22 protein-coding genes are annotated in these 24,070 nt (G+C 74.0%); 10 read left to right on the top strand and 12 right to left on the bottom strand.

Annotation, left to right across the window (positions count from 1 at the left end):
* Positions 1-3 precede the first annotated feature (3 nt).
* Genes AB0K28_RS46635 through def form a run of 4 tightly spaced genes read right to left on the bottom strand, consistent with a single transcriptional unit; the run spans position 4 to position 2,961 of the window.
* Positions 4-354 carry an MmcQ/YjbR family DNA-binding protein gene (locus tag AB0K28_RS46635; protein WP_345403336.1) on the bottom strand — a complete coding sequence of 117 codons (351 nt, stop codon included), beginning with the start codon at positions 352-354 and terminating at the stop codon, positions 4-6.
* A gap of 10 nt (positions 355-364) precedes the next feature.
* The gene (locus AB0K28_RS46640) at positions 365-1,792 is read right to left on the bottom strand and encodes a pyridoxal-dependent decarboxylase (protein ID WP_364383713.1); all 1,428 of its coding nucleotides are present in this window, start codon (positions 1,790-1,792) and stop codon (positions 365-367) included.
* The gene (locus tag AB0K28_RS46645) at positions 1,785-2,393 is read right to left on the bottom strand and encodes a helix-turn-helix domain-containing protein (protein ID WP_364383716.1); all 609 of its coding nucleotides are present in this window, start codon (positions 2,391-2,393) and stop codon (positions 1,785-1,787) included. Before AB0K28_RS46645 ends, AB0K28_RS46640 begins: the two co-directional genes overlap by 8 nt.
* Positions 2,394-2,400: 7 nt before the next feature.
* Positions 2,401-2,961 carry a peptide deformylase gene (def, locus tag AB0K28_RS46650; RefSeq protein WP_364383719.1) on the bottom strand — a complete coding sequence of 187 codons (561 nt, stop codon included), beginning with the start codon at positions 2,959-2,961 and terminating at the stop codon, positions 2,401-2,403.
* Between the two features lie 143 nt (positions 2,962-3,104).
* Here def and AB0K28_RS46655 point away from each other — a divergent pair, with 143 nt between their 5' ends.
* Together AB0K28_RS46655 and AB0K28_RS46660 are read left to right on the top strand one after the other, a co-directional pair.
* Positions 3,105-3,905, top strand: coding sequence for a methyltransferase domain-containing protein (locus AB0K28_RS46655; protein ID WP_364383722.1), 801 nt, complete (start codon positions 3,105-3,107; stop codon positions 3,903-3,905).
* A gap of 207 nt (positions 3,906-4,112) precedes the next feature.
* Positions 4,113-4,484 carry a hypothetical protein gene (locus AB0K28_RS46660; RefSeq protein ID WP_364383725.1) on the top strand — a complete coding sequence of 124 codons (372 nt, stop codon included), beginning with the start codon at positions 4,113-4,115 and terminating at the stop codon, positions 4,482-4,484.
* 126 nt (positions 4,485-4,610) lie between these two features.
* Here the strand turns inward: AB0K28_RS46660 and AB0K28_RS46665 are convergent, their stop codons facing one another.
* Together AB0K28_RS46665 and AB0K28_RS46670 are read right to left on the bottom strand one after the other, a co-directional pair.
* Positions 4,611-5,126, bottom strand: a complete 516-nt coding sequence (locus tag AB0K28_RS46665) for a hypothetical protein (RefSeq protein ID WP_345403351.1) — start codon at positions 5,124-5,126, stop codon at positions 4,611-4,613.
* 72 nt (positions 5,127-5,198) lie between these two features.
* The gene (locus tag AB0K28_RS46670; protein ID WP_364383728.1) at positions 5,199-6,140 is read right to left on the bottom strand and encodes a hypothetical protein; all 942 of its coding nucleotides are present in this window, start codon (positions 6,138-6,140) and stop codon (positions 5,199-5,201) included.
* A gap of 130 nt (positions 6,141-6,270) precedes the next feature.
* Here AB0K28_RS46670 and AB0K28_RS46675 point away from each other — a divergent pair, with 130 nt between their 5' ends.
* From AB0K28_RS46675 to AB0K28_RS46685, 3 genes are all read left to right on the top strand, one after another.
* Positions 6,271-7,272, top strand: coding sequence for a GNAT family N-acetyltransferase (locus tag AB0K28_RS46675; RefSeq protein WP_364383731.1), 1,002 nt, complete (start codon positions 6,271-6,273; stop codon positions 7,270-7,272).
* A 148-nt stretch (positions 7,273-7,420) separates the two neighbouring features.
* Positions 7,421-9,286: a propionyl-CoA synthetase gene (locus AB0K28_RS46680; RefSeq protein WP_364383734.1), complete on the top strand. Its 1,866-nt coding sequence runs from the start codon at positions 7,421-7,423 to the stop codon at positions 9,284-9,286.
* A gap of 91 nt (positions 9,287-9,377) precedes the next feature.
* Positions 9,378-12,209, top strand: coding sequence for a hypothetical protein (locus AB0K28_RS46685; protein ID WP_364383738.1), 2,832 nt, complete (start codon positions 9,378-9,380; stop codon positions 12,207-12,209).
* Between the two features lie 26 nt (positions 12,210-12,235).
* On the opposite strand, the gene AB0K28_RS46690 is transcribed toward AB0K28_RS46685, so the two are convergent.
* Genes AB0K28_RS46690 through AB0K28_RS46705 form a run of 4 tightly spaced genes read right to left on the bottom strand, consistent with a single transcriptional unit; the run spans position 12,236 to position 15,616 of the window.
* Positions 12,236-12,829: a response regulator transcription factor gene (locus AB0K28_RS46690; RefSeq protein ID WP_364383741.1), complete on the bottom strand. Its 594-nt coding sequence runs from the start codon at positions 12,827-12,829 to the stop codon at positions 12,236-12,238.
* Positions 12,826-14,007 (bottom strand): sensor histidine kinase, encoded by a 1,182-nt coding sequence (locus AB0K28_RS46695; RefSeq protein ID WP_364383744.1) that lies wholly within the window; start codon positions 14,005-14,007, stop codon positions 12,826-12,828. Before AB0K28_RS46695 ends, AB0K28_RS46690 begins: the two co-directional genes overlap by 4 nt.
* Positions 14,004-14,726 (bottom strand): ABC transporter permease, encoded by a 723-nt coding sequence (locus tag AB0K28_RS46700; RefSeq protein WP_364383747.1) that lies wholly within the window; start codon positions 14,724-14,726, stop codon positions 14,004-14,006. The genes AB0K28_RS46695 and AB0K28_RS46700 overlap by 4 nt, the downstream gene beginning before the upstream one ends.
* Complete coding sequence (locus AB0K28_RS46705; RefSeq protein WP_364383750.1) at positions 14,726-15,616, bottom strand: ABC transporter ATP-binding protein; 891 nt, start codon at positions 15,614-15,616, stop codon at positions 14,726-14,728. The genes AB0K28_RS46700 and AB0K28_RS46705 overlap by 1 nt, the downstream gene beginning before the upstream one ends.
* 141 nt (positions 15,617-15,757) lie before the next feature.
* On the opposite strand from AB0K28_RS46705, the gene AB0K28_RS46710 reads away from it, so the two are divergent.
* The 5 genes from AB0K28_RS46710 to AB0K28_RS46730 all read left to right on the top strand — a co-directional run bounded on the left by AB0K28_RS46710 (position 15,758) and on the right by AB0K28_RS46730 (position 21,908).
* Positions 15,758-16,957 (top strand): sensor histidine kinase, encoded by a 1,200-nt coding sequence (locus AB0K28_RS46710; protein ID WP_364383753.1) that lies wholly within the window; start codon positions 15,758-15,760, stop codon positions 16,955-16,957.
* Positions 16,954-17,598, top strand: a complete 645-nt coding sequence (locus tag AB0K28_RS46715; RefSeq protein WP_345403379.1) for a response regulator transcription factor — start codon at positions 16,954-16,956, stop codon at positions 17,596-17,598. The genes AB0K28_RS46710 and AB0K28_RS46715 overlap by 4 nt, the downstream gene beginning before the upstream one ends.
* Before the next feature lie 260 nt (positions 17,599-17,858).
* Positions 17,859-20,015, top strand: coding sequence for an MMPL family transporter (locus tag AB0K28_RS46720; protein ID WP_364383757.1), 2,157 nt, complete (start codon positions 17,859-17,861; stop codon positions 20,013-20,015).
* 96 nt (positions 20,016-20,111) lie between these two features.
* The gene (locus AB0K28_RS46725; protein WP_345403388.1) at positions 20,112-20,954 is read left to right on the top strand and encodes a hypothetical protein; all 843 of its coding nucleotides are present in this window, start codon (positions 20,112-20,114) and stop codon (positions 20,952-20,954) included.
* A gap of 48 nt (positions 20,955-21,002) precedes the next feature.
* Positions 21,003-21,908, top strand: a complete 906-nt coding sequence (locus tag AB0K28_RS46730) for a hypothetical protein (RefSeq protein ID WP_364383760.1) — start codon at positions 21,003-21,005, stop codon at positions 21,906-21,908.
* Between the two features lie 6 nt (positions 21,909-21,914).
* On the opposite strand, the gene AB0K28_RS46735 is transcribed toward AB0K28_RS46730, so the two are convergent.
* Positions 21,915-22,664: a hypothetical protein gene (locus AB0K28_RS46735; protein WP_364383763.1), complete on the bottom strand. Its 750-nt coding sequence runs from the start codon at positions 22,662-22,664 to the stop codon at positions 21,915-21,917.
* Between the two features lie 247 nt (positions 22,665-22,911).
* Positions 22,912-24,066, bottom strand: coding sequence for a UDP-N-acetylglucosamine--N-acetylmuramyl-(pentapeptide) pyrophosphoryl-undecaprenol N-acetylglucosamine transferase (locus AB0K28_RS46740; RefSeq protein ID WP_364383766.1), 1,155 nt, complete (start codon positions 24,064-24,066; stop codon positions 22,912-22,914).
* Positions 24,067-24,070 lie beyond the last annotated feature (4 nt).

The raw sequence follows: 24,070 nt of genomic DNA on the forward strand, positions 1-24,070 counted from the left end.
CGGCTATGGGGTGGCGGCGCGCTCCTGCTCCAGGCGGACCTTCTTCGGCACGCACATCCGCCACGCCTCCAGCACCAGCTCGCGCATCTCGTCGGGCTCCAGGGCCGCCATGCGCGCCTCCACCCAGTGGTAGCGCAGGTCCGACTCGCGGGGCAGGAGGAACGTGCCGGGGTCGGCGGCCACCAGCGCCGCGCGTTCCTCCTTCGGGAAGCCGAACCCCATGATCGTCTCGTCGCGGGAGAACGCGACGTAGACGATCCTGCCCACCCGGAACTTCACCCGGTCGCGGATGAGGTGCTCGGTCGTGCGCGGCAGCGTCAGCGCGAACCGGCGGACGTCCTCGACTGTGACCACGCCCGCCAGGCTACAGGTCCTTGGCGGCCAGCCTGATCTCCTCCAGCAGCACCGCGAGGTCCGCCTCTGTGGTGTCCGGGTGCAGGAAGCAGGCACGCAGCGCGTCCCGCCCGCCCAGCCGGGTGCCGGTGATGAACGCGTTGCCGCGCGCCTGCACCGCATAGGGGATCGCCCGGTTGAGCGCGTCGAGCCCCTCGGTGGGTCCCTCGGTGGGCCGCTCGGTGGGCCGCCCGGCGCAGGGGATGTGCCGGAAGGCGGTGATCGAGGTGGTGACCGGGGCCAGCAGCTCGAAGTCGGGGGCCGCCTCGACCATCGCGGCCAGCGTGCGGGCCAGCCCCGACGTGTGCTCGACCAGGTCCTTGACGCCCCGGCGGCCCAGGTGCGACAGGGTCGCCCAGGTCTTCAGCGCACGGAACGGGCGGGTCTGCTCCGGCCCGTACTCGGCGAACCATCCCAGGTCGCCCGCGTTGTCGTCCACCAGGTACGACGGCACCAGGCTGAACGCCGCCCGCGCCGCACCAGGATCGCGCAGCAGCGCGCACCCGCAGCCCACCGGCACGCCCAGCCACTTGTGCGGGTCGAGGGCCAGCGAGTCGGCCCGGTCGAGACCCCGGTAGTGCGGCGCCGCCTCGCCGGCCAGCACGCCGAGCGCCCCGTAGGCGCCGTCCACGTGGAACCAGATCCCGTACGAGGCGGCCACGTCGGCGATCTGGTCGAGCGGGTCGACCGCGCCGGAGTTCACCGTGCCCGCGCTGCCCGCCACGCAGAACGGCCGCAGCCCGGCGTCGAGGTCCTCGGCGATCATGCGGCGCAGCGCGGCCACGTCCATCCGGTACGCCTCGTCCACCGGCACCGTCCTGACGTGCCGCGCGCCCAGGCCGAGCAGCTCGGCCGCCTTGTGCAGGCAGCTGTGGCCTTCCCCGGTGACGTACAGGACCATCGGCGCCCGCCCGGACAGCCCGTCGCGGCGGACGTCCCAGCCGTCGGCCGCCGCCGCCCGCTGCCGGGCGGCGGCCAGGCAGATCACCGTCGCCATGGACGCGCCGCTGGTCAGCAGCCCGCCGCCGGGCGGATGCGGGAAGCCGGTCAGCTCCGCGAGCCAGCGCACGACCGTGCGCTCCAGGTGCGGGCCCGCGTGGTCGCCGCCCGCGCAGCTCGGGTTGAACGCCGCGGCCAGCGGCTCGACCAGCACGCCCGCGCGGTTCGGCGGCGGGTTGACCCAGCCGAAGAAGCGCGGGTGGCCGTTGCCCATCGGGTACGGCAGGATGTGCTCCCGCGTGTCCGCCAGCAGCTCGTCCAGCGGCCGGCCGGTCTCGGGCAGCTCCTGCCCGGTGAGCCAGGCCCGCTCCTCGCCGGGCATCGGCCGCCACACGGGCCTCCCTGCGATGCCGTCGAGGTGGTCGGCGACCAGATCGGCGACCGTCCGCAGCTCATCCATCGTGCCCCTCCCTCCCGTGGTGCCCAGGCGCCAGCTCCATGGCGAGGTAGAAGGCGCAGCCCGTCCCCGCGTCGCCGGCGAAGGCGTGGCGGCGGTCGCCCGGGTAGTACGCGGAGTCGCCGGCCGCCAGCTCGTACGGCTGCCCGTCGATCGTCAGCAGCAGGACGCCCTGCTCGACGGCGAGGTACTCGCGCGAGCCCGGCGCGTGCGGCGCGAACTCGCCCGCGTCCACGCCGGGACCCATGGTCGTCCGCATGAACTCGAACTCCACCTCGCCCAGCACCGGCGACAGGACCCGCCGCTCCCAGCCGGACGGGTCGCGCAGCACCCGCTGCTCGGCGTGCCGCAGCACCCGCACGCCGCCGTGCGCGGGCTCGTCGAGCAGCCGCGAGATGGACGTGCCGAGCGCCGTGGCCAGCCGGTCGAGCACCAGCACGGTCGGCGTCTTGGCGCCCCGCTCGACGTCCGACACCATGCTCCTGCTGATGCCACTCAGCTCGGCCAGCCGCTCGATGGACAGCCCGCGCGCCCGCCGCTCACCGCGGATGCGCAGGCCCAGCTCGGCCATGGACAGGCCGCTGGACAGGACCCCTTCGCTCATTCTTCCACTATAGCGATGCTTTGTCCGCTTTAGCGGATGCCGCGGACGCCTGGGCTGCCCGGTGCGCCTCGTAGGCCGCCAGCACCTGCTTGCGCCGCTTGGCCGGCAGCCGGTCGATGTAGAGGTAGCCGTCGAGGTGGTCGGTCTCGTGCTGCAGGCAGCGCGCCAGCAGGCCGGTGCCCTCGACCGTGACGGGCGCGCCGGTCACGTCGAAGCCGCGCACGGTGGCCCGGTCGGGGCGGGGGAGCGGGGCGTACTGTCCCGGCACCGACAGGCAGCCCTCGTCGCCCGCGTCGAGCCGCCGCTCACCCAGGCTGGGCAGCTCCAGCTCGGGGTTGACGACCACGCCCTTGTGCGAGACGCCCTCCGCGTCGGGGCAGTCGTAGATGAACACGCGCAGCGGCACGCCGATCTGGTTGGCGGCGAGTCCCACGCCCTCGGCCGCGTACATGCTGGCGAACATCTCCTCCACCAGCGTCGCCAGCTCGCCGTCGAACCGGGTTACCGGCTCGCAGGGGCTGTGCAGCACGGGGTCGCCCACGAGGGTGATCGGCCGGACCTCTGCCACGGACTCCGCCTTTCCATGAGATGTCGTACGTCGTCGCGCAAAGTCTACGGACATCCCGCTATGTCTTGAATTTTGAGACATATTCTCTTGAATGATGAGATGAGAGTTAGGGTGGCCGTACGCCGATACGAGGGAGTTCGCCGATGAACGCCGTCTACACGCATGGCCACCACGAGTCCGTGCTGCGCTCGCACCGCTGGCGCACCGCCGAGAACTCGGCCGCCTACCTGCTGCCCCACCTGCTCCCGCACATGAAGCTCCTCGACGTGGGCAGCGGGCCCGGCACCATCACCGCCGACCTGGCGGGCCGCGTGGGACACGTGACGGCGTCCGAGGTCGGCGACGACGCCCTCGCCCTGGCCAGAGCCGAGATCACCGCCCGGGGGCTGACCAACGTCGACTTCGCGGTGGCCGACGTGCACGACCTGCCCTTCCCCGACGACACGTTCTGCGTCGTGCACGCCCACCAGGTGCTCCAGCACGTCGGCGACCCCGTACGAGCGCTGCGCGAGATGGGCCGGGTCACCAAGCCGCGCGGGTTCGTCGCGGCCCGCGACAGCGACTACGCCGCCTTCACCTGGTGGCCGCTGGTGCCCGCGCTGGACGAATGGCTGGCCCTCTACCGGAAGGTCGCCCGCGGCAACGGCGGCGAGCCGGACGCCGGACGGCGGATGCTGTCCTGGGCCCGCGCCGCCGGCTTCGACGACGTCACCGCCACCTCATCCACCTGGTGCTTCGCCACCCCCGCCGACCGGGAGTGGTGGGGCGGCATGTGGGCCGAGCGCATCCTGTCCTCCGCCATGGCCCAGCAGGCACTCGCCACCGGGGCCGCCACCGAGTCCGACCTGCGGCGCATCTCGGCGGGGTGGCGGGAGTGGGCGGCGGCCGAGGACGGCTGGTTCTCCATCCTGCACGGCGAGGTCATCTGCCGCCTGCCCGGCTGAGCTCTGGTGACCGTCGGGTGGAAGGTGGCCGTCGGGTGGAAGGTGTGGCATCGGGCCGGCAATGACCGCACAATGCCCGGCCGCAGCCCTGGCCAAGACGCCTGATCCATTGGAGGGTTGAGCGGGCGGGGAGACCTCCCTCTCCCCGCCCCTGCACCAGCCCGCCATTCCGGCGGATCCAGCGCAAGTCCAGGGAAAGGGGCAAGGATGTCCGCATTCGCCAGAGGCGTCACCGGAGCGATCGTCGCCGCACTGTCGCTGACCGCCCTGTCGGCCGCGCCGGCACAGGCAGCGCCGGCACAGGCAGCGCGGTCCGCGTCGGGACAGGCCGCCGCCGGTTCGGTGTGCGTGACCACGGTCTCGCCCTCCGGCCGCCTCTGCGTCCCCGGCGAGCCGGGCTTCAAGGCGCTCAGCGCGACCGTCACGGGGGCCCAGAACCTCAGCACCTACGCGGCACGGGTGCGCCCGGCCGAGGGGATCACCGTCAGGTGCCTGAAGCCGGGCGACTCGCTGACGTACGCGCAGCCCCGCAAGATCGCCGGCATCGAGATCCTGTCGAGCAGCACCTGCGTCTACTGACCCCCGCCGTCCACGGCCCCGGGCTCCCCGCTCGGGGCCGCCGTGCTGAGAGGGGGCAGTGGGCGGGGCGGCAGGCCACAGGTCCACGGCGCGGACGCGCCGCCGCCTGGGACGAGCCGGGTCAGGTCATAGGCCGATGGCGCGGACGCGCTGCCACTGGGGATCGCGGTAGAGGACCATGTCCGTGCCGACCATCTCGTCGGGGGCCGACACCATCGCGATCTCGCCCGCCGCCTGCAGCTGGAGCAGCAGGTCGCGGACGCGGGGGCCGACGGGCAGCCGGCCCGTGGGGAGGCCGAGGCCGTTCCTGACCGTGTCGGCCACCTCCGACAGGTGGAACGGGCCGTCGAACCCGGCGACGACGCCGCGCACGATGGTCATCGTGATCAGGTGCTCGGCTTCGGCGTGGGCGAGCTGCCAGGTCACCTGCTCCTTGCGGCGGCCGGAGCCGGCGCACGAGGTGCAGGGGCGCACCAGGCCGGGCGCCACCTCCTCCTGCGTCGTGCCGAGACAGGCCGAGCACAGCCCGCTCTCGGCGGCGTGCACCTCGGCCGTCATCCGGCCGACCATCAGCGCGCCGCAGTCGCAGGCGAACGTGTCACCCAGGATGCCGGTCTGTGGGGAGATCGCATGCTTGGTCACCGAGCCGACTCTACCGGTGATCGACACCCCACAGCCCCGCCCGTCCCGCGGGCTCGCCCGTCGCGTGCGCGGTCAGAGCTGGGCGTCGGCCAGGCCGCGGAGGCGGCGCAGGGCCTTGCGGGCGGAGGCCCGCACCTTGTCGTCCGGGTGGTGGTCGATGAGGACGCGCAGCACCTGACCCGTCCACGGGTGGTCGCCGAAGGCGAGGATGGCGATCGTGCCCGCCTGCTCGTCGGCGTTCATGCCCATCGCCATCGACTCGATCACCTCCCCGATCTCCCCGCCGAACTCCAGCAGCGCCGCCGCCATGTCCACCAGCACCCAGGCGATCTCCTCGGGCGCGGGCCGCCGGTTGTCGCGCCCGGTCCTCGCCGCGATCACCGCGCCCAGCCTGGGCTGGTCGAGCAGCCGGGTCAGCGCCAGCCGCCCGGTGTCGCCGAGCGCCGTGGACAGCACCTCCACGCCGACCGCGCGGGCCAGCGGGCTCACCGAGGCGAGCGCGCCGGCCAGCTCGTCCGCCGCCTCGGCGGGGTCGCGGTCCTTGAGCCACCCGGCCAGCTCCTCGCCGCGCTCGGCCTCCGGGTACGCCCGCAGCCCGTGCAGCAGCGTCGCCGCGTCCGTCTCGGCGAGCGAGCCCATGACGGGGATCTCCTGCCCGGTGGTCTCGGCGATGATCTGCCGCGCCACCCACAGGCCGAGCCAGCTCAGCGTGTACGGCTCCTCCTGCCGTACCAGCCCGAGCCCCGTCAGCGCGGCGGGCGGCTCGCCCGTGACCGGCTCCCTGGACAGGAACATCCTGATCAGCTCCAGCAGCAGCCCCTCGTCGGCGGCCAGCCGTTCGCGGCAGTGCGCGGCCCAGATGCCGAGCACCTCGGCGTCCTCGGCGTCCGGCTTCAGCTCACCGGCCGCTTCCTCGAAGAGCGGCGCGGATCGTACGGAGGATGCGAGCGTGGCCGCGGCGGGCAGCCTGATGGGGGGCTGCAGGGGCAGTGTGTCGTCGTCGTAGGAGCTCACCCGAACATCCTGTCGCGATATTTCAGCTAGAGTGCCCTCCGATGCCGAAAAGTCGGAAGAAAGGAGGCGCAGAGGTGTCCAGCACGTCCATGGGCGCGCTCCGCGCCCGCTTCTGCTTGTCGGAGGATTCATGCGTTTCCGTCCTGCCACTGAGGACGATCTAGACCGCCTGCTCGGCTGCGTCGTCGACGAGTCGATCAGCTGGTCCCATCCGGAGCGGCTGCTGTCGTTCCTGGAGAGCGGCAACTACCGCTACGACCGGATCTGGCTCGCCGAGGACGAGCACACCGGCGACATCCTGGCCCGCGCCGTCTGGTGGAGCTTCGCCGACGGCGACCGGCCGCTCGCGCTCGACTGCCTGTACGTCCATCCGGCCGTGGCCGACCGCCGCGGGCTGGCGGCCGAGCTGCTGCGCCGGGCCCACGACGCGTACGGGCAGGCGCCCGCGTACCACGTGTTCCTGCTCAACGGCTGGCGCGACGACCCTAAGGCGCGGGCGGCGATCGGCTGGCGCTGGGAGGCGGCGGGACGGGCCGGGCTGAGCGAGGAGCTCGAACGCCTGCGCTACGCCTGGACCGCCGGCGACGCCCCGGTGCCCGAGCCGTCGAAGCGGCTGGTGTTCCGCGCCGATGACGACGACGAGGCGTTCGTGGCGGCGTTCCGGCGGGTGGCGGTGGGCACGCTCGACTTCCACACCCGCCAGGCACTGGCCGTCACCGACCCGGAGACGCAGGCCCGCGAGGACGTGCGCGACAACCGGTCCATGCGCGGCGACCGGAGCTGGTGGCGGCTGGCGTACGACCACGGCGGCGACCACGGCGGCGACCACGGCGGCGACCACGGCGGCGACCACGGCGGCGACCACGGTGGCGACCTCGTCGGGGTGGCGCTGCCGTCGGCCAACGACGCGGGACCCGTGGTCGGCTACATCGGCGTGGTGCCGGAGCGGCGCGGCCGGGGCTACGTGGACGACCTGCTCGGCGAGATCACCCGCTTCCACGCCGAGCGCGGCGTCCAGCGGATCGTGGCCGACACCGACGTGGGCAACGTGCCGATGGCGCGCGCGTTCGAGCGGGCCGGCTACCGCAACTTCGCCGTCCGCCTGGTCCTGTCACCCGCCACGGGAACCTGACGGGACCGGCGACTCGGCGACGTCCACCGCCCGTCCACCGCCCGTCCGCCGCCCGTCCGCCGCCCGTCCGCCGACCGCACACGACGGCCCGCCGATCTCCCGCGTGGCACGTCTTGCGCCATCGCCCCACGGCTGTTCTGATCGACGAGTGAGCGGTTACGAGGCGGTCTACCGGCGCAGCATCGAGCAGCCCGAGGCGTTCTGGGGCGAGGCGGCAAGCGGCATCGACTGGGACACGGCTCCGCGGACCGTGTACGCCGACGGCCGCTGGTATCCCGACGGGCGGCTCAACACCTGCCACAACGCCCTCGACCGGCACGTCGCGGCAGGCCGGGGCGATCAGCCCGCGCTCATCCACGACAGTCCCGTCACCGGCGTCACCCGCACCTACACCTACGCGGAGCTGCTGGAGGAGACGGCGAGGACCGCGGGCATGCTCCGCGCCCTCGGCGTCACCGCCGGCGACACCGTGGTCATCTACATGCCCATGGTGCCGCAGGCCGTGGTGGCGATGCTGGCCTGCGCGCGGCTGGGCGCGGTGCACTCGGTGGTGTTCGGCGGGTTCGCGGCCAGGGAGCTGGCGGTGCGCATCGACCACGCCCAGCCCAAGGTGGTGCTGTCGGCGTCGTGCGGCATCGAGCCGAGCCGGGTGGTGGCGTACAAGCCGCTGCTCGACGACGCGCTGGAGCAGGCGGCGCACCGGCCTGAGCGGTGCGTGATCCTGCAGCGGCCGCAGTGCCGCGCCGGCCTGGCCGAGGGCCGCGACCTCGACTGGGCGGAGGCGGTGGCGGCGGCCGAGCCGGCCGGCTGCGTGAGCGTGGCCGCGACCGACCCGCTCTACATCCTCTACACCTCGGGCACGACGGGCGCGCCGAAAGGCGTCGTGCGCGACAACGGCGGTCACGCGGTCGCGCTGCACTGGAGCATGGCGAACGTGTACGGCGCCGCGCCGGGCGAGGTCTACTGGGCCGCCTCCGACGTCGGCTGGGTGGTCGGCCACTCCTACATCGTCTACGCGCCGCTGCTGGCGGGCTGCACGACGGTCCTGTACGAGGGCAAGCCCGTCGGCACCCCCGACCCCGGCGCGTTCTGGCGGGTGGTGGCCGAGCACGGCGTGCGCACGCTGTTCACCGCCCCGACCGCGATCCGCGCCATCAAGAAGGAGGACCCCTCCGGCGCCTTCGCGAAGAAGTACGACCTGTCAGGGCTGCGGCACCTCTTCCTGGCCGGCGAGCGCCTCGACCCCGACACCTACCACTGGGCCTCCGACCTGCTCGGCATCCCCGTCATCGACCACTGGTGGCAGACCGAGACCGGCTGGCCCATCGCCGCCAACTGCGTCGGCATCGAGCCGCTGCCGATCAAGCCGGGCTCGCCCACCAAGCCCGTGCCGGGCTGGGACGTCCACGTCCTCGACGCCGACGGCCGCGACTGCCCGCCCGGCGTCGAAGGCGCGGTCACCGTCAGGCTGCCGCTCCCGCCCGGCGCCCTGCCCACCCTCTACCGCGACCCCGATCGCTTCGCTCGTTCCTACCTCGACCGCTACCCCGGCCACTACCTCACCGGCGACGGCGGCCACTTCGACGCCGGCGGCCACCTCTATGTCATGGGCCGCATCGACGACGTCATCAACGTGGCAGGCCACCGGCTGTCCACCGGCTCGATGGAGGAGGTCATCGCCGCACACCCCGACGTCGCCGAGTGCGCCGTGATCGGCGTCGCCGACGAGCTGAAGGGCCAGCTCCCCATGGGGTTCGTGGTGCTCAAGGCGGGTGCGGACCGCGACCCCGGGGAGGTCGAGCGGGAGCTGACCGCCCTCGTACGCGAGCGCATCGGCCCGGTCGCCGCCTTCCGCCGCGCCGTCGTGGTGTCCCGGCTGCCGAAGACCCGATCGGGCAAGATCCTGCGCGCCACCATGCGCGACATCGCCGACGGCCGCCCGTACACCGCCCCGTCCACCATCGAGGATCCCGCGGCGCTGCCGGAGATCGAGACGGCGTTGAAGGGTTCATGACGCGCAGGTTCCCGACCATCCCGGCGAACAGCCTGCACGATCGGGACGGACAACGCATGATGGGACATCCCCAGTCCCCCGGGAGAAGGCCATGATCGAAACCCCGAGCTACGCCGACGCCCTGAGGATTCTCGGATGCAAGGACGGCAGGCTCGTCAAGGTCATCGGGCTGGCGTCGGCGGCCGAGCGCACCGGCTGGGCCCTGTCCGGCGGGCCCCAGCTCGCGGCCGGGTTACGCGGCCTGCGCGACGCCATCGTCGCCTACGGCGAGGACGTCGTACGCCGCCTGCCCGAGCTGAGGGCGGGCGTCGACCGGCACACCCGCACCCGCCGCCTGGCCGCCGCGCACGCCGCCGTCGTGGTCTCCGCCTACTTCGAGGCGCTCGGCGAGGCCAAGCTGCCGTTCACGCTCGACCGGCTCGACCGGCCCGAGCAGATCTCCCGCGGCGTCCCCACCGCGGAGCGCTTCGCCCGGCTGGTCGCCGAGCTGCTGCTGGTCCGACTGCCCACCCCCGAGCCGCACATCCCGTACGCCGACACCCGCGCCGCCGTGGAACGTGCCTACCTGCGCATGTCGGAATGCCTGGCCGCGTACGTGAGCGGCCTGTCCCTGTGGGACGAGCTGCCCGTGGACGACCAGCTCCAGCTACCCCGCCTGCTCGCCGACGGCCCGCCCGCGCACGCGCTGCGCATCTACGACGAGGACTACCGGTCGCTGGCGCTCGAGAGCCACGAGTTCGGGGTGCGCAGCCTGGTCACCGAGCCGCCGCCGCCCGCCACCGCGCTGTCCAGGGTGGCCTGGCTGCTGGCCGAGCTGGCGCCGCCCCGCGCGGGCGACCGTCCCATGATCCACCGCGTCAGGATGGCCGCCAACGCCCTCGACCAGCCGCTGCTCGTGGTCGGCAAGCTGCCCGAGGACGTCTACCTGCCGCTGCTCGGCGAGGGCTACCTGAGCCCGCGCTGCCGGGTCGCCGAGCTGACCCAGGAGTCCACGCCCGCGCTGCGCGGCTGGTGGGAGGGGCAGCGGATGCTGGCCGACGCCGAGGCGTTCCTGGTCGGCCACCTCACCTCGCTGCGCGCCACCCAGGTGCCGCTGCTCGTGCTCGGCGAGCCGGGCTCGGGCAAGACCAAGCTGACCGAGGTGCTGGCCGCGCGGCTGGCCCGCTCGGAGTTCCTGCCGATCAGGGTGGAGCTGCGCGGCGTGCGGGCGCGGGCGGGCGTCACCGAGCAGATCGAGCAGGCCATGGCCGGGGTGCTGGGGGAGGAGGTGGCCTACGCCGACCTCGTCGCCGCCGCCGACGGCGCCATGCCGGTCATCCTGCTCGACGGGTTCGACGAGCTGGTGCAGGGCGCCGCCGCCCGCTACGACTACCTGGAGCACGTACGCGAGTTCCAGGTCAGAGAGGCCGAGCTGGGCCGGCCCGTCGCGGTCGTCGTCACCAGCAGGACGGTGGTGGCCGACCGGGTCCGCTTCCCCGACGGGCTGCTCGCCCTGGAGCTGCGGCCGTTCGACGACGACCAGGTACGCCAGTGGCTCGACGTCTGGGACCAGGCCAACCGCGCCCTGCTCGCCCGCCGCGACCTGACCCCGCTGCCTCCCGAGGCGGCGCTGGCCCACGGCGAGATGGCCAGGCAGCCGCTGCTCCTGCTGCTGCTCGCCCTCTACGACGCCGGCGGCAACGCGCTCCAGCGCGACCACGGCCCGCTCGGCCGCGCCCGCCTGTACGAGGTGCTGCTGCGCGACTACACCGAGCGCGAGACGGGCGGCGCCCACCGGGTCGCCATCGACCAGGAGCTGGTGCTGCTCGGCGCGGTCGCGCTGTCCATGCTGGCCCGCGGCAGCCAGGTCATCACCGACGAGCAGCTCGAACGCGACCTGCCCGCCCTCTGCCACGGCGGCGAGGACGACCCGCGCGACGAGGACGCGCCGGGCGGCTGGGCGCGCAAGGCCACCGAGCGGTTCTTCTTCGTCCGCCGGGGTGGGCACGCGTTCCTGCACTCCACGTTCGCCGAGTTCCTCGTCGCCTGGATCACCATGTACGCGCTGCGCGACCTCGACCGGCGCCGCCGCCTGGCCGGGGACGAGCCGCTCGCCATCGTCCAGGCGGTGGACGACGACCTGCTGTACGCCGTCACCTCCCACTCCTGCCTGGCCGAGCGCGGCCCGACCGTCGGGTTCATCCTGGAGCTGCTGGCCGAGGTGCCGTCCGTGGTGCGGGCCCGCTGCGCCGACCTGCTGACCGGGCTGCTGCGCCGCGCCCTGCACGAGCGGACCCGCCGCCACTTCACCGGGTTCCGTCCCGTCCGGCATCCGCTGACGCGGCGCCTGGCGGCGTACTCGGCGAACCTCACCCTGCTCATCGTCACCGCGTCCGAGCAGCCCGTCTCGGTCTCGGCCCTGCTGCCGGGTCCCGACGCGCTCGAACGCTGGTCCTCGCTCACCCACCTGTGGAAGGGGCAGCTCGGCCAGGAGGGCTGGACCGGCCTCGTCACCACCCTCGCCGCCCGCCGCGTCGTCGTGGACGGCCGTGAGGACGTCGTGCTCGGCGGCGGCGCCGAGCCCATCGGCATGGGCGACGTCGTCGCCGCGGTCGCCACGGGGCACGACCCGCAGCACCGGCGGCTGCTCGACCTGCTGCTGCGGGCGCTCGGGGCGGGCGAGTCGCTGCCGTTCCGCCAGCGGGTCGCGCTCGTCGAGGAGCTGATGCGGACGGCCGGCGTGCGCTCACCCGCCCTGTACCGCGCCCTGGGCGCCATGTGGTACGAGGAGGGCGGCGACCGCGCCGTCCTGCGTCCCCTGCTGCGCACCCTGCTCGACGACCCGGCCGACCGGATGGCGACCTGGGAGCAACTGGTCAAGGCGGGCATCCCGGAGACGGCCCTGTGGGAGATCCACCAGAACGCCCTGTTGCAGGGCGACTGACGCCTGCCTGGGGGGCGCTGCGGGGGTCAGAGCCAGCCGCGGGACTCCGCGACGCGGACGGCCTCGGCGCGGTTGGCCGCGCCGGTCTTGCCGATCGCCGACGACAGGTAGTTGCGCACGGTGCCCTCGGTGAGGAACAGCCGCCGGGCGATGGCCGCCACCGTGGGCTCGTCCGCCGCCACCCGCAGCACCTCCGCCTCCCGCTGGGTGAGCGGGCTCGGGCCGGTGGTCAGCGCGGTCACGGCCAGCTTGGGGTCGATGACCCGCTCGCCGGCCATCACCCGGCGTACGGTGGCGGCCAGCTCGGCGGCGGGGGCGTCCTTGACCACGTAACCGGCCACGCCCGCGTCGAGCGCCCTGCTGAGATAGCCGGGCCGGCCGAACGTCGTGACGATCACCACCCGATGACCCCGCAACTCCTCGGCCACCGCCAGGCCGGACATCCCCGGCATCTCGATGTCGAGCAGGATGACGTCGGGCTCATGCTCCCGCGCCGCCGCGAGCACCTCGTCACCGCGCCCGGCCTCGGCCACCACCTCGATGTCGTCCTCCAGCGAGAGCAGCGCGGCCAGGCCACCCCTGACCAGCTCCTGGTCATCCGCGAGCAGCACCCGGATCACGCCGCCTCCACCCCGGAACCCGCCCCGGAGCCGGTTCCCGTCTCCGGCCCTGCCTCCAGCGGCACGCGCACCAGCAGCCGGTAGCCGCTGCCGGGCAGCGGCCCGGCCTCCACGCGCCCGCCCGCGGCCCCGACCCGCTCGGCCAGCCCGGCCAGCCCGTTCCCGGTTCCCAGGGCGCTGTCCCCGGTGCTCCGGCGGGCGCGGCCGTCGTCCACGATCTCCACCTCGGCGCACGTCTCGTCCGCGCGCAGGCTGACGCGGCAGCGGCGGGCGCGGCTGTGGCGCAGGACGTTCGTGGCGGCCTCGCGTACGGACCAGGCGAGCAGGGTCTCGGCGGCGGCGGGGACGGGCCGGTCGGCGGGCGAGACGGTTACCTCGATCCCGGCCAGCGCCAGGTTGCGCGCCGCCCCCTCCAGCTCCTGCGCCAGCGACGCCGCCCGGTAGCCCGTGACCGCCTGCCGCATCTCGTCGAGCGCCTGCCGCGCGGCCCCCTCCACCTCGCCCATCTCAGCGGCGGCCCGGACCGGGTCGGCCGGGGCGAGCCGGGCGGCGAGCTGGCTCCTGATCGTGATCGCGGTCAGGGTGTGCCCCAGCGTGTCGTGCAGATCGCGGGCGAAGCGCAGCCGCTCGTTCTCGACCGCCAGCCGGGCGACCTCGGCCCTGGCCGCGTCCAGCCGGGCCACCAGCAGGCCCATGTTCCGCATGCCGTGCACGGTGACGGCCTGCACGACGATGACCAGCGGCACCCACCAGACCCCCGTGAACGGCACGCCGAAGGACAGCAGCGCCGCCGCCTCCACCCCGGCGATCGCGGCCACGGAGGCGGCGAAGGCCGGGGTGCGCAGGGTCGCGGCGCAGGCGCTGACCGCGTACACGAACGACACGTACGCCCACGGCGCCCCGAACAGCGGCAGCAGCGCCAGCCCCGCGCCGGCCAGCCCCGCCAGCGCGAGCGGGTCCGGCGTCGTGGCCCGGTGGCTGAGCATCCGCCACATGATCCGCACCCAGCAGGCCGCGAACACCGCGACCCCGCCCAGCACCGCCACCACCCGTAGCGGGTCAGGGCCCGTTCCCGCGAACACCCACAGCGGCCAGACGATCAGCAGCAGCCAGGCGCACGCCCCGGCCCTCGCCGCCGCCCGGCCCCTGCTGAAGTCGAACTCCCGCACCGAGGTCACAGTGCCCGACGGTAACGCCATCCGGCCAGCGCGCAGAAGAGCAGCGTCCAGCCGATCAGCACGGCGAGCGAGGTCCCGGTCGGCGGGAGGCCGTCGAGCGCCCGCCAGCCCAGCGACCCGGCCTGGTGGGCGGGGCTCAGCTCGGCCACCGCCCGCATCCCGGCCGGCATGGCCTCGACCGGCAGCCACAGGCCGCCGAGCACCGACATGGCGAAATAGACCACCATCAGGGCCAAGGTCGCGACCTGCCCCTTCAGCGTGTAGCCGAAGGCGACCCCCAGCGCCGCGAACGGCAGCACCCCCGCCCAGATCAGCACCACCAGCAGCGGCCAGGTCCCGGCCGGCAGCCGCACGCCCGACAGCAACGCCCCCGCGGCGAGTACGGTGAGGATGCTCGGCAGCACCGTCGCCGCGCCGCTCAGCAGCTTGGCCGTCACGTAGCCCGACGCGGGCAGCGGGGTCACCGCGAGCTGGTCGAGCCAGCCCTTGCCGCGCTCCAGCGCGATGGCGCCGCCGATGAACAGCGCGCCGCCCATGGCGCCGTACGTCGCCATCGACACCATCGAGTACGCCGCGAAGTCGTCCATCCGGTCCTGCGGCACCACGGTGAGCACCTTGGTCCACAGCAGGTAGAGGCCCAGCGGGAAGAGCGTCAGCATGAGCAGCGACACCGGGTTGCGCAGCCCGCGCACCAGCTCCAGCCTGAGATACGACCCCATCAGTCCCGCCCTCCCGTCAGCGTCACGAACGCGCTCTCCAGATCCACGCTCTCCACCCGCACGTCCCTGACGTCGGCGCAGGCGGCGAACAGGGCCCGCAGCGTCGCGTCGGAGTCGCCGGTCCGCAGCCGCACGTCGCGGCCCGTCACGCTGACGTGCCGCACGCCGGGCAGGCCCTCCAGCTCGGCCGGGTCGGCGCCGCCGAGCGCGAACCGCACCTCGTTGCCGCCGACCAGCGCCTTCACCTCGGCCGGCGTCCCGTCGGCGACGACCCGCCCGCCGGCCAGCAGCACGATCCGGTCGGCGTAGTCGTCGGCCTCGGTCAGGTAGTGGGTGGCGAAGACGGCGGTACGCCCCCGCGCGGTCCTCGCCCTGATCTCCTGCCACAGGGCGCGGCGGCCCGTGACGTCCAGCCCCACGGTCGGCTCGTCCAGCACGAGCAGCTCCGGATCGCCCGCCACGCACAACGCGAACCGCACCCGCTGCCGCTGCCCCCCTGACAACCGGCCGACGGGACGCCGGGCCAGCTCCTCGATCCCCGCCGCGCGCAGCGCCCGCCCGGGATCGGGCCGCCCCGGGTACATCCCGGCGACCGCCGACACCAGCTCGCCCACCCGCACGTCCTCCAGCAGCCCCGACTCCTGCGGCAGCACCCCGACCCGGCCCGTCCGCAGCGCCTCCAGCGGCGCCCCTCCGAGCACCGTGGCCGTGCCCGCGTCGGGGGCGCGCAGGCCCAGCGCGACGGACAGCAACGTGCTCTTGCCGGCCCCGTTCGGGCCCAGCACCGCCACCGTCTCGCCCTCCGCGACGTCCAGATCGACGCCGCCGAGCGCGGTGACCTGGCCGTACGCCCTGGTCACGGCCTTCAGCTCCAGCGCGTTTCCCTTCATGCGCCCACCTTCGCCGGGCGGGCGGGGCCGCAGGTAGTGCCGTGCGTCAGCCTGGGGCGTATGACGTACGTCATGTGCGGTACCGCTCGTACGGCGACGGCGGTATCGCGCGGGCCGGAAAGCGGGCATTACGGTGCCGGTATGCGGACCACCGCCCTCGTGCTCATCATGGCCGTGAGCGTGCACGCCTCCACGATCATGGCCTACGGCAACCAGCCGCACGCCCGGCCACTCGACCTGCTCGGCCACGCGCTGCTCGCCGCCACGGCGCTCGGGCTCGCGCCGCTGCCCAGGCGGCCCGGCCTGGCGCTCGCCGTGTGCGCGGTCGCGGCGGCGGTGATCTTCTTTCGGGGGTACGCGATCGCGCTCTGGCCGGTGCCCGCGCTGATCGCGCTGTTCTCGGCCATCGCCGCCGGGCGCAGGGCCGCCGGGTGGGCCGGGGCGGCGTTCCTGGTGGCCGTGCCCGTGGTGGCGGCGCTCGCGCGGATGGAGGCCGACGTCGCGCTCGCCGTGCTCGTGTGGCTGCTGCTCGTGCTGGTGGTGGCGCAGCCGGCCGAGGTGTCGCGGGCGCGGCGGGCGTACACGCGGGAGGTGGAGCGGCGCGCCGCCCAGGCCGAGCGCACCCGGGAGGAGGAGGCGCTGCGCCGGGCCCAGGAGGAGCGGCTGCGGGTGGCCAGGGAGCTGCACGACGTCACCTCCCACACCGTCTCCGTCATCGCCCTGCACGCCGCCGTCGCCGCCGAGGCCGTCGAGCGCGTCGGCGGCCCGCCCGAGGCCGCCGCCGCCCTCCAGGTGATCCGCACCTCCAGCAGGCAGGCGCTGGGCGAGATGAAGGCGGTGCTCGGCGTGCTGCGTCCCGGCGCGTCCGGGCACGCGCCCCAGCCGGGGTCCGCGCAGCTGCCCCGGCTGCTGGAGACGGCCGGGTTGCCGGTGGCCTTCGACGTGGAGGGCGAGCGCCGTCCCCTCCCTCCGGCCGCCGACCTGACCGTCTACCGGGTGGTCCAGGAGGCGCTGACCAACACGATGCGGCACGCCGGCGCCGGCGCGGCCACCGTGCGGCTGACGTACGAGCCGGGGGCGGTGACCGTCCAGGTGGAGGACGACGGCCGCGGCATCCCCTCGGAGGCCGCCGCGCCCGGCCCGCCCAGCCAGGACGGCCCGGCTGACGGCCCGGGTGACGGGCCGGGTGACGGGCCGGGTGACGGGCTGGGGGACGAGCCGGTGCGGCGCGGGCACGGGCTCACCGGCATGGCCGAGCGGGTCGCCGCCCTGGGCGGCCGGCTGACCACGGGGAACGCCCCCGGCGGCGGGTTCCGCGTCACCGCCAGGCTGCCCACATGATCACCGTCCTGCTGGCCGACGACCAGCCGCTCGTCCGCGCCGGGCTGCGGGCGCTGCTCGACACCGAGGACGACCTCCGCGTGGTGGGGGAGGCCGCCGACGGCGCGGAGGCGGTCCGCGAGGCGCGGCGGCTGCGTCCCGACGTCGTGCTCATGGACATCCGCATGCCCGAGCTCGACGGCCTGGCCGCCACCCGAGCGCTGACGGCGACCGGCGTGCGGGTCGTCGTGGTCACCACGTTCGACCTGGACGAGTACGTGTACGAGGCGCTGCGCTCCGGCGCCAGCGGCTTCCTGGTCAAGGACGCGGAGCCGGCCGAGATCCGCCACGCCGTACGGGTCGCCGCCCGCGGTGACGCCCTGCTGTCGCCCGGTGTCACCCGGCGGCTCATCGAGGAGTTCACCGCCCGCCCCGCCGCCCTGGACACCGGCCGCCTCGCCCCGCTGACCGGCCGCGAACGCGAGGTCCTGGCCCGCGTCGGCCGCGGCCTCACCAACGCCCGCATCGCCGAGGACCTGGCCATGAGCCCGCACACGGTCAAGACCCACGTCAACCGCATGATGACCAAACTGGCCGTCCACGACCGCGCCCAGCTGGTCGTCCTCGCCTACGAGACCGGCCTGATCCGCCCGGGCACCTGACCCCACCACTCCGGACCCCACGAAAGGTGGAGCCGGGTGGCCGCGTCGGGGAGCGCGGGCGGGTCCGAGACACCGGGAGCGCTGCGGAAGGGCGGCCGGCGACCGCACCCGCAGCCACCCGGAAGAGCGGGGGACGACCTCACCCGCAGGTGCTGCGGAAGGGCGGGCGACGACCGCATCCGCTGCTACCGCGGAAGGTGCAGGTGAGCGACCGCGTCAGGGTGACGACCTTCGGCGGGTGCGCTTTCTACGGTCGCGGCATGATCCGATTCTGCATCCGTCACAGACGCCTGGTCATGGTGCTCTGGCTGGCGCTCGTGGCCGCGCTCGCCGGAGCCGCCGCGACCTGGCCGGGGCCCTCGGACGACGACTTCACGCTGCCCGGCTCCGAGAGCCGGCAGGCCGCCGCGTTCCTCGGGGAGGCCGCGGAGGAGGCGCCGGGCGCGCTGGTCGTCTCCGCCCCGTCCGGGATCGAGTCCGCCCCGGTACGCGCCGCGCTCACCGGCCTGGCCGCCCGCGTGGACGCCGTCCCCGGCGCGCAGGCCGCCATGGAGGAGCGGCGCGTCTCCCAGGACGGCACCATCGCCTCCATCCCGCTCCACTACCCGGACCAGGCCGCCGCCCAGGCGATCAGAGACGTCAGGGACGCCTTCGCGCCGCCCGCCGGGACGGCCCTCACCGTGGAACTGTCCGGCGGCGACTTCGCCGACGTCACCCCGGGAGGCGTCACCGAGGGCCTCGGCCTGCTGGCCGCCGCCGTGGTGCTGCTGGTCGCCTTCCGCTCCCTCATCGCCGCCGCCCTCCCCCTGGTGATCGGCATCGTCGGCGTGACGTGCGGCGCCGCGACGTACGGCCTGCTGAGCCACCTCGTCAGCACACCGGGCTTCGGCGTCTACCTCACGATCATGCTCGGCCTCGGCGTCGGCATCGACTACGCCCTCCTGATCGTCACCCGCTTCCGCACCGAACTCGCCGCAGCCGATGGGGCCGGGGGAGTGGTGGGGGTCGAGGGGGCGGTCGAGCGGGCCATGCGGACGGCGGGGCGGTCGGTGTCGTTCGCCGGGCTGATCGTGATCGCCACCGGGGCCGGCATCCTCCTCCTCGGCCCCTCCCTGGGCGGTGGGGTGGCGCTGGCGGCCGGGTGCGGGGTGGTCATGGTGCTGCTCGCCTCGCTCACCCTGCTCCCGGCGCTGCTGGTCATGATCGGGACGCGGATCGACAGGTTCGCGCTGCCCGGGCGGGCGGCTCGGAGCGTGCCGTGGTCGTACCGGTGGAGCAAGGTCGTGCAACGCCGTCCCTGGACGGCGGGAGCGATCGCGCTGGTCGCGCTCGTCGCGCTGGCCCTGCCCGCCACCCAGCTGCGCGTCGGCTGGTCCGACGCGGGCAACCGGCCGGTCACCGACACCACGCGAAGGGCGCACGACCTGCTCGCCCAGGGCTTCGGCCCCGGCATGGCCGGCCCGCTCGTCCTGGCCGCGCCCGCCACGGCGGCGGCCGAGCTACGCGCGGCCGTCCGCCAGGCGGCCGCCACACCCGGCGTCGCACAGGTGATCCCCGCAGAGAACGGCGCCGACCGGGCACCCGAAGCAGGAGACGGCGCCGCGCCGGAGTCTCCCGCGGCGGACGGCACCGCCCCAGCGTCTCCCGCAGGAGACGGCGCCGCGCAGGCGCCCGCGGCGGGGGTGCGCGAGTACGCGGGAGGACGGGTCGCGCTGGTGATCCCCGCCACCGGGCCGCAGGACGAGCGGACCGAGCAGCTCATCCATCGCCTGCGCGCCGAACTGCCCGCGCCCGTCCTCGTGTCGGGCTCCACCGCTGCCGCCGCCGACTACGCCGAGCACACCGCCGACCGGCTGCCGTGGGTGGTCGGTGCCGTGTTGCTGGCGGCCTTCGTGCTGCTCGTGCCCGTCTTCAGAAGTCTGGTGGTGCCGTTGAAGGCGATCGTGGTGAACCTGCTGTCCATCGGGGCCGCCTACGGGGTGGTGGTGGCGGTGTTCCAGTTCGACGTGCTGGGGCAGGGCACGGCGGGCCCGATCGACGCATGGGTGCCGATGATGCTGTTCACGATCATGTTCGGGCTGTCCATGGACTACGAGGTGTTCCTGCTGTCGCGGATCAGGGAGGAGTATCTCAAGGACCGGGACAACACCCGCGCGGTCGCCGACGGGCTCGCGCGGACCGCGGCGGTCATCACCTCCGTGGCCACCATCATGTTCTGTGTGTTCGCCGCGTTCGGCGCCTTCGATGATCGCGCGCTGCGGGTGATGGGGGTGGGGCTGGCCATCGCGGTGCTGGTCGACGCCACGGTGGTGCGGCTGGTGCTGGTGCCCGCGGCGATGGAGGTGCTGGGTGATCGGAACTGGTGGTTCCCTGGACTGACCTTCCGGAGGCTGACACCTGGGCAGAAACGAACGTAATATCCCAATATCACGAGCGTTGGGGGCGCCAGGGTGCCAGGACAGAACGTGGGTGTGGTCGTAGATCCGGCGGTTCCGCCGGAGGTGGCCGGACTGTTGCGCGCGAACGCCCCGTTGCTGTCCAGGATCAAGGCCGGATGGGTGCCGCCCGCCGAGGTGGCCCCGGCGCGCCGCCGCACGCCGTCGAGCGCGCTGCTGCTGGCCGCCACGCCGGTCGTGATCGCCCTGATGGCGGTGCTGCTGGCCTCCCGGTACGCCGCCGCCGGTTTCGTGCTGCTCGGCACGTACGTCTTCATCGTCCTGGTCAAGATCGCGTCCATGAGCGAGGTCGCCGAGGACGACCACCGCCCCCAGGAGCGCGCGGTCTACGAGCAGGCCCGCTGGTACGACGGCCGCTACCTGCTTCCCGAGGACTTCGACCCGGAGGCCGCGGCCGTCCTGGCCAGGGCGCAGCGCGCGATCGGCACGGTGCTGCGCTCCCACGTCAACGCCGAAGGGCTGCTGGACGACGCCCGCAACGCCACGATGCTGCCCGCCCAGGAGTGGGAGATCGCCCGGCTGCTCGCCAAGCTGTCGGCGCTGCGGCTGGAGCACCGCGACCTGCTGGCCAGAGGCATCGCGCCGGAGGTGGCGGCGGTGATCGAGCCGCTCGAACGAGCCCTGGCCGGCAGCGAGGCCGCGGTGGTGGCGAGGGTGGAGGCGCTGGAGCGGTACGCCGGCCATGTCGCCGAGGCCGAGCGCGCCTACCACGCCCGCAGCCAGATCGAGGAGCTGCGCGCCCGGCTGCCGCGCTATGAGGAGCTGCTCGCCGAGTCGGGCGCCGACAAGCTGGCCGTGCCGGAGATCGACCGGTTGTCGCAGGACGCCGACGTGCTTGAGCGCACCTTACGCCGCAGCGTGAAGTCCGCCCATGAGGCGTTCCGCTACCTGGAGAGCTGACGACCGGACGGGAAGACGTACCAAGGATCAGTACGAAGGACTCAGAACGTGGCCGGACGATATGCGAAGGTGATCGTCGATCCGTCCGTGCCCGACGACGTCGGGACGCTGCTCCGCGACAACCGCAAGCTGCTGCTGCGGATGCGCGCCGGCTGGGCGCCGCCAGATCGCGGCCGCGCCCCGCTGGCGCGCGCCGCCCGGCTGGCGGCGGCCGTGACGGCGCTCATCGCGGCGATGTACGGGCTCGTGCTGTTCACCGCCGAGCGCTACACCCCCTTCGTGGTGATCATGACGGGGTCGGCCCTGCTCATGGTGGCCGTCCTGCTCAAGCCCAGACCCGACGCGCAGGTGGAGCGGCGCAACGCGCTGGAGCGCGAGGTCTACGAGCTCGCCCGCCGTCATGAGGGCCGGTACGTGCTGCGCGACCGCCTCGACGAGCCCGCCAGGGCCCTGCTGTCGCGCGCTCAGACCGCCATCGACCAGGTCATGTCCTCCCACGTGCACGCCGAGGGCCTGCTGGACGGCGTGCGCAACGGCGTGATGCTGCCCGCCCAGGAGTGGGAGATCGCCCGGCTGGTGGCCAAGCTGTCGGAGCTGCGCGCCGAGCACCAGGAGGTCGTCGCGGAGGGCGTCACCCCCGAGGTGGCGGCCGTGGCGGAGCCGCTGGGGCGGGCGCTCGACAGCAGCGAGAAGGCGGTGCTGGCGCGCGTGGAGGCCCTGGAGCGGTACGCCGGCCATGTCGCCGACGCCGAGCGCGCCTACCGCGCCCGCAGCCAGATCGAACGCCTCAGCGCCAAGCTGCACCGCTACGAGGAGCTGCTGGCCGAGACGGGCGCCGACGGGGCCGGGGTGCCGGAGCTGAGCCGGCTGTCCGACGACGCCGACCGCCTGGAGCAGGCGTTACGCGACAGCGTCAGCTCCGCGCATGAAGCTTTTCGCCACCTTGATGACTGACGTAGCTTAGGATCCGGATTTGTGGCGGATATGGTGATTGATCCAGGTGTGCCGCCCGACGACGCCCAGCTGCTCAGGGAAAGCCGCGGGGTCCTGCTCAAGATGCGCGCCGGCTGGGTCCCCGAGCCGCGGCCGCACGTCTCCAGCCGGCGGGTCCGCACCGCGATGTCCATCGGCACGGTGGCCCTCCTCGGCCTGATGCTGGGCCTCGGCGCCCTGCGCATCGGCGTCAACCTGCTGCTGCTCGTCGTGGCCGGCATCCCGCTGGTCATCGTGCTGTTCGCGCGCAACGACCTGACCGACGACGAGGAGGCCGACTACGAGCGCGAGGTCTACGAGCAGCTGCGCTGGTACGAGGGCCGCTACGTGCTCACGAGCGACCTCGACGAATCGGCCGCCCGCCTGCTGGAACGTGCCCAGCGCGCCATCGCCACCGTGACCGGCTCCCGCGTCAACACCGACGGGCTGCTCGACGACGTGCGCAACGCCGTCATGCTGCCCGCCCAGGAGTGGGAGATCGCCCGGCTGCTGGCCAAGCTGTCGGCCCTGCGCACCAAGCACAGGGAGACCGTCTCGCGGGGCCTCACCCCCGAGGTGGCGGCCGTGGCCGAGCCGCTCGCCCGCGCGCTCGACAACAGCGAGGAGGCCGTGCTCGCCCGGGTCGAGGCACTCGAACGCTACGCCGCCAACGTCACCGAGGCCGAGCGCGCGTACGTGGCCCACCACCAGATCGAGGAGCTGCGCGGGCGCATGCACCAGTACGAGGAACTCGTGGCCGAGACGGGCGCCGACGGGTTCGCCGTGCCGGAACTGGAGCGCCTGGCCGCGGACGCCGACCGGCTGGAACAGGCGCTGAGGCGGAGCGTCAGCTCCGCCCGCGAGGCGTTCCGCGCCCTCGACCCGTTACCCGCGAGCCCGGCCCTGGCCCGGGCGCGCGCACGGACATGGGCGCCTGAGCCCGATCGCAGGGGCTCGCCGGCTGGGGCTCGCCGGCGCCGGCTCGCTAGCGCCGGCTGTAGAGCTCGGGAGCGCCGTGACCGGCGGTCTCCAGCAGCAGGTCGCACAGCACCTCGGCGGCGTCGAGGCGGCCCAGCCCGGCCGCCGCCTGCCCCATCGTCTGCCGCAGCCCGGGGTCGGCCAGCAGCGGCATCAGCTCGGCCAGCAGCATCTCGCCCGTGGGACGCGGCTCCAGCAGCGCCCGCGCCGCCCCCGCCGAGGCCAGGTAGCCGGCGTTCTTGCGCTGCTCGTCGCCGCCGGTCGGGATGAGCGGGATCAGCACCGACGGCTTGCCGATGGCGGTCAGCTCCGACACCGTGCCCGCCCCGCTGCGCGAGATCACCACGTCGGCCGCGGCGAACAGGTCGGCCAGCTCGCTCCCGACGTACGGCACCGGATGGTAGCGGTCGGCCAGGTCGGGCGGCAGCGGCACGGCCCGCATCTGGTCGATCCAGGCGGGCCCGCACTGGTGCACGATCTGCGCGTGCGGCAGCAGCCGCGGCAGGATCTCCGCGATCAGCGTGTTGATCTGCTTGCTGCCCTGCGCGCCGCCCGTCACGTAGATCAGCGGCACCTCGAAGGTCAGCCCGAACAGGTCGTAGGCCGCCGCCCTGTTGCCCTGCAGCAGCTCCGGCCTGATCGGGTTGCCCGTCACCACGGCCTTCTTGCGGGCCGAGGCGGGCAGATGGTCCAGCGACGACTCGTGCGACAGCGCGATGCGGGTCGCCAGCCGCGACAGGATGCGGTTGGCCAGGCCCACCACGGTCGTCTGCTCGTGCATCACCAGCGGCCTGCGGATCAGCTTGGCCGCCACCCCGATCGGCACCGCCACGTAACCCCCCGTCGACAGCACCACGTCGGGCAGGTAGCGGGCGGCGTGCCCGACCGCCTGCAGGACCCCGATCGGGATGCGGAACACGTCGGCGATGTTGGTGCCCAGCTCCTTGAGGTTGGGGCGGCGGCGCAGCTTGCCCGTGGTGATCGCCTTGAACGGGATGCCGTGCTCGGCCGTGATGCGGGCCTCGAGGCCGTTGGCGGTGCCCACCCAGAGCACGTCGTGCGGCACCTGACGTCGCTGGACGGCCGACAGGGTCGTCAGGGCCGGATAGGTGTGACCACCGGTGCCGCCGCCGGTGATCAACAGTCGCAGGGTTCGTGACATGGGC

Source organism: Nonomuraea sp. NPDC049504, assembly GCF_040676845.1.
GTDB classification, from domain to species: Bacteria; Actinomycetota; Actinomycetes; order Streptosporangiales; family Streptosporangiaceae; genus Nonomuraea; species Nonomuraea salmonea.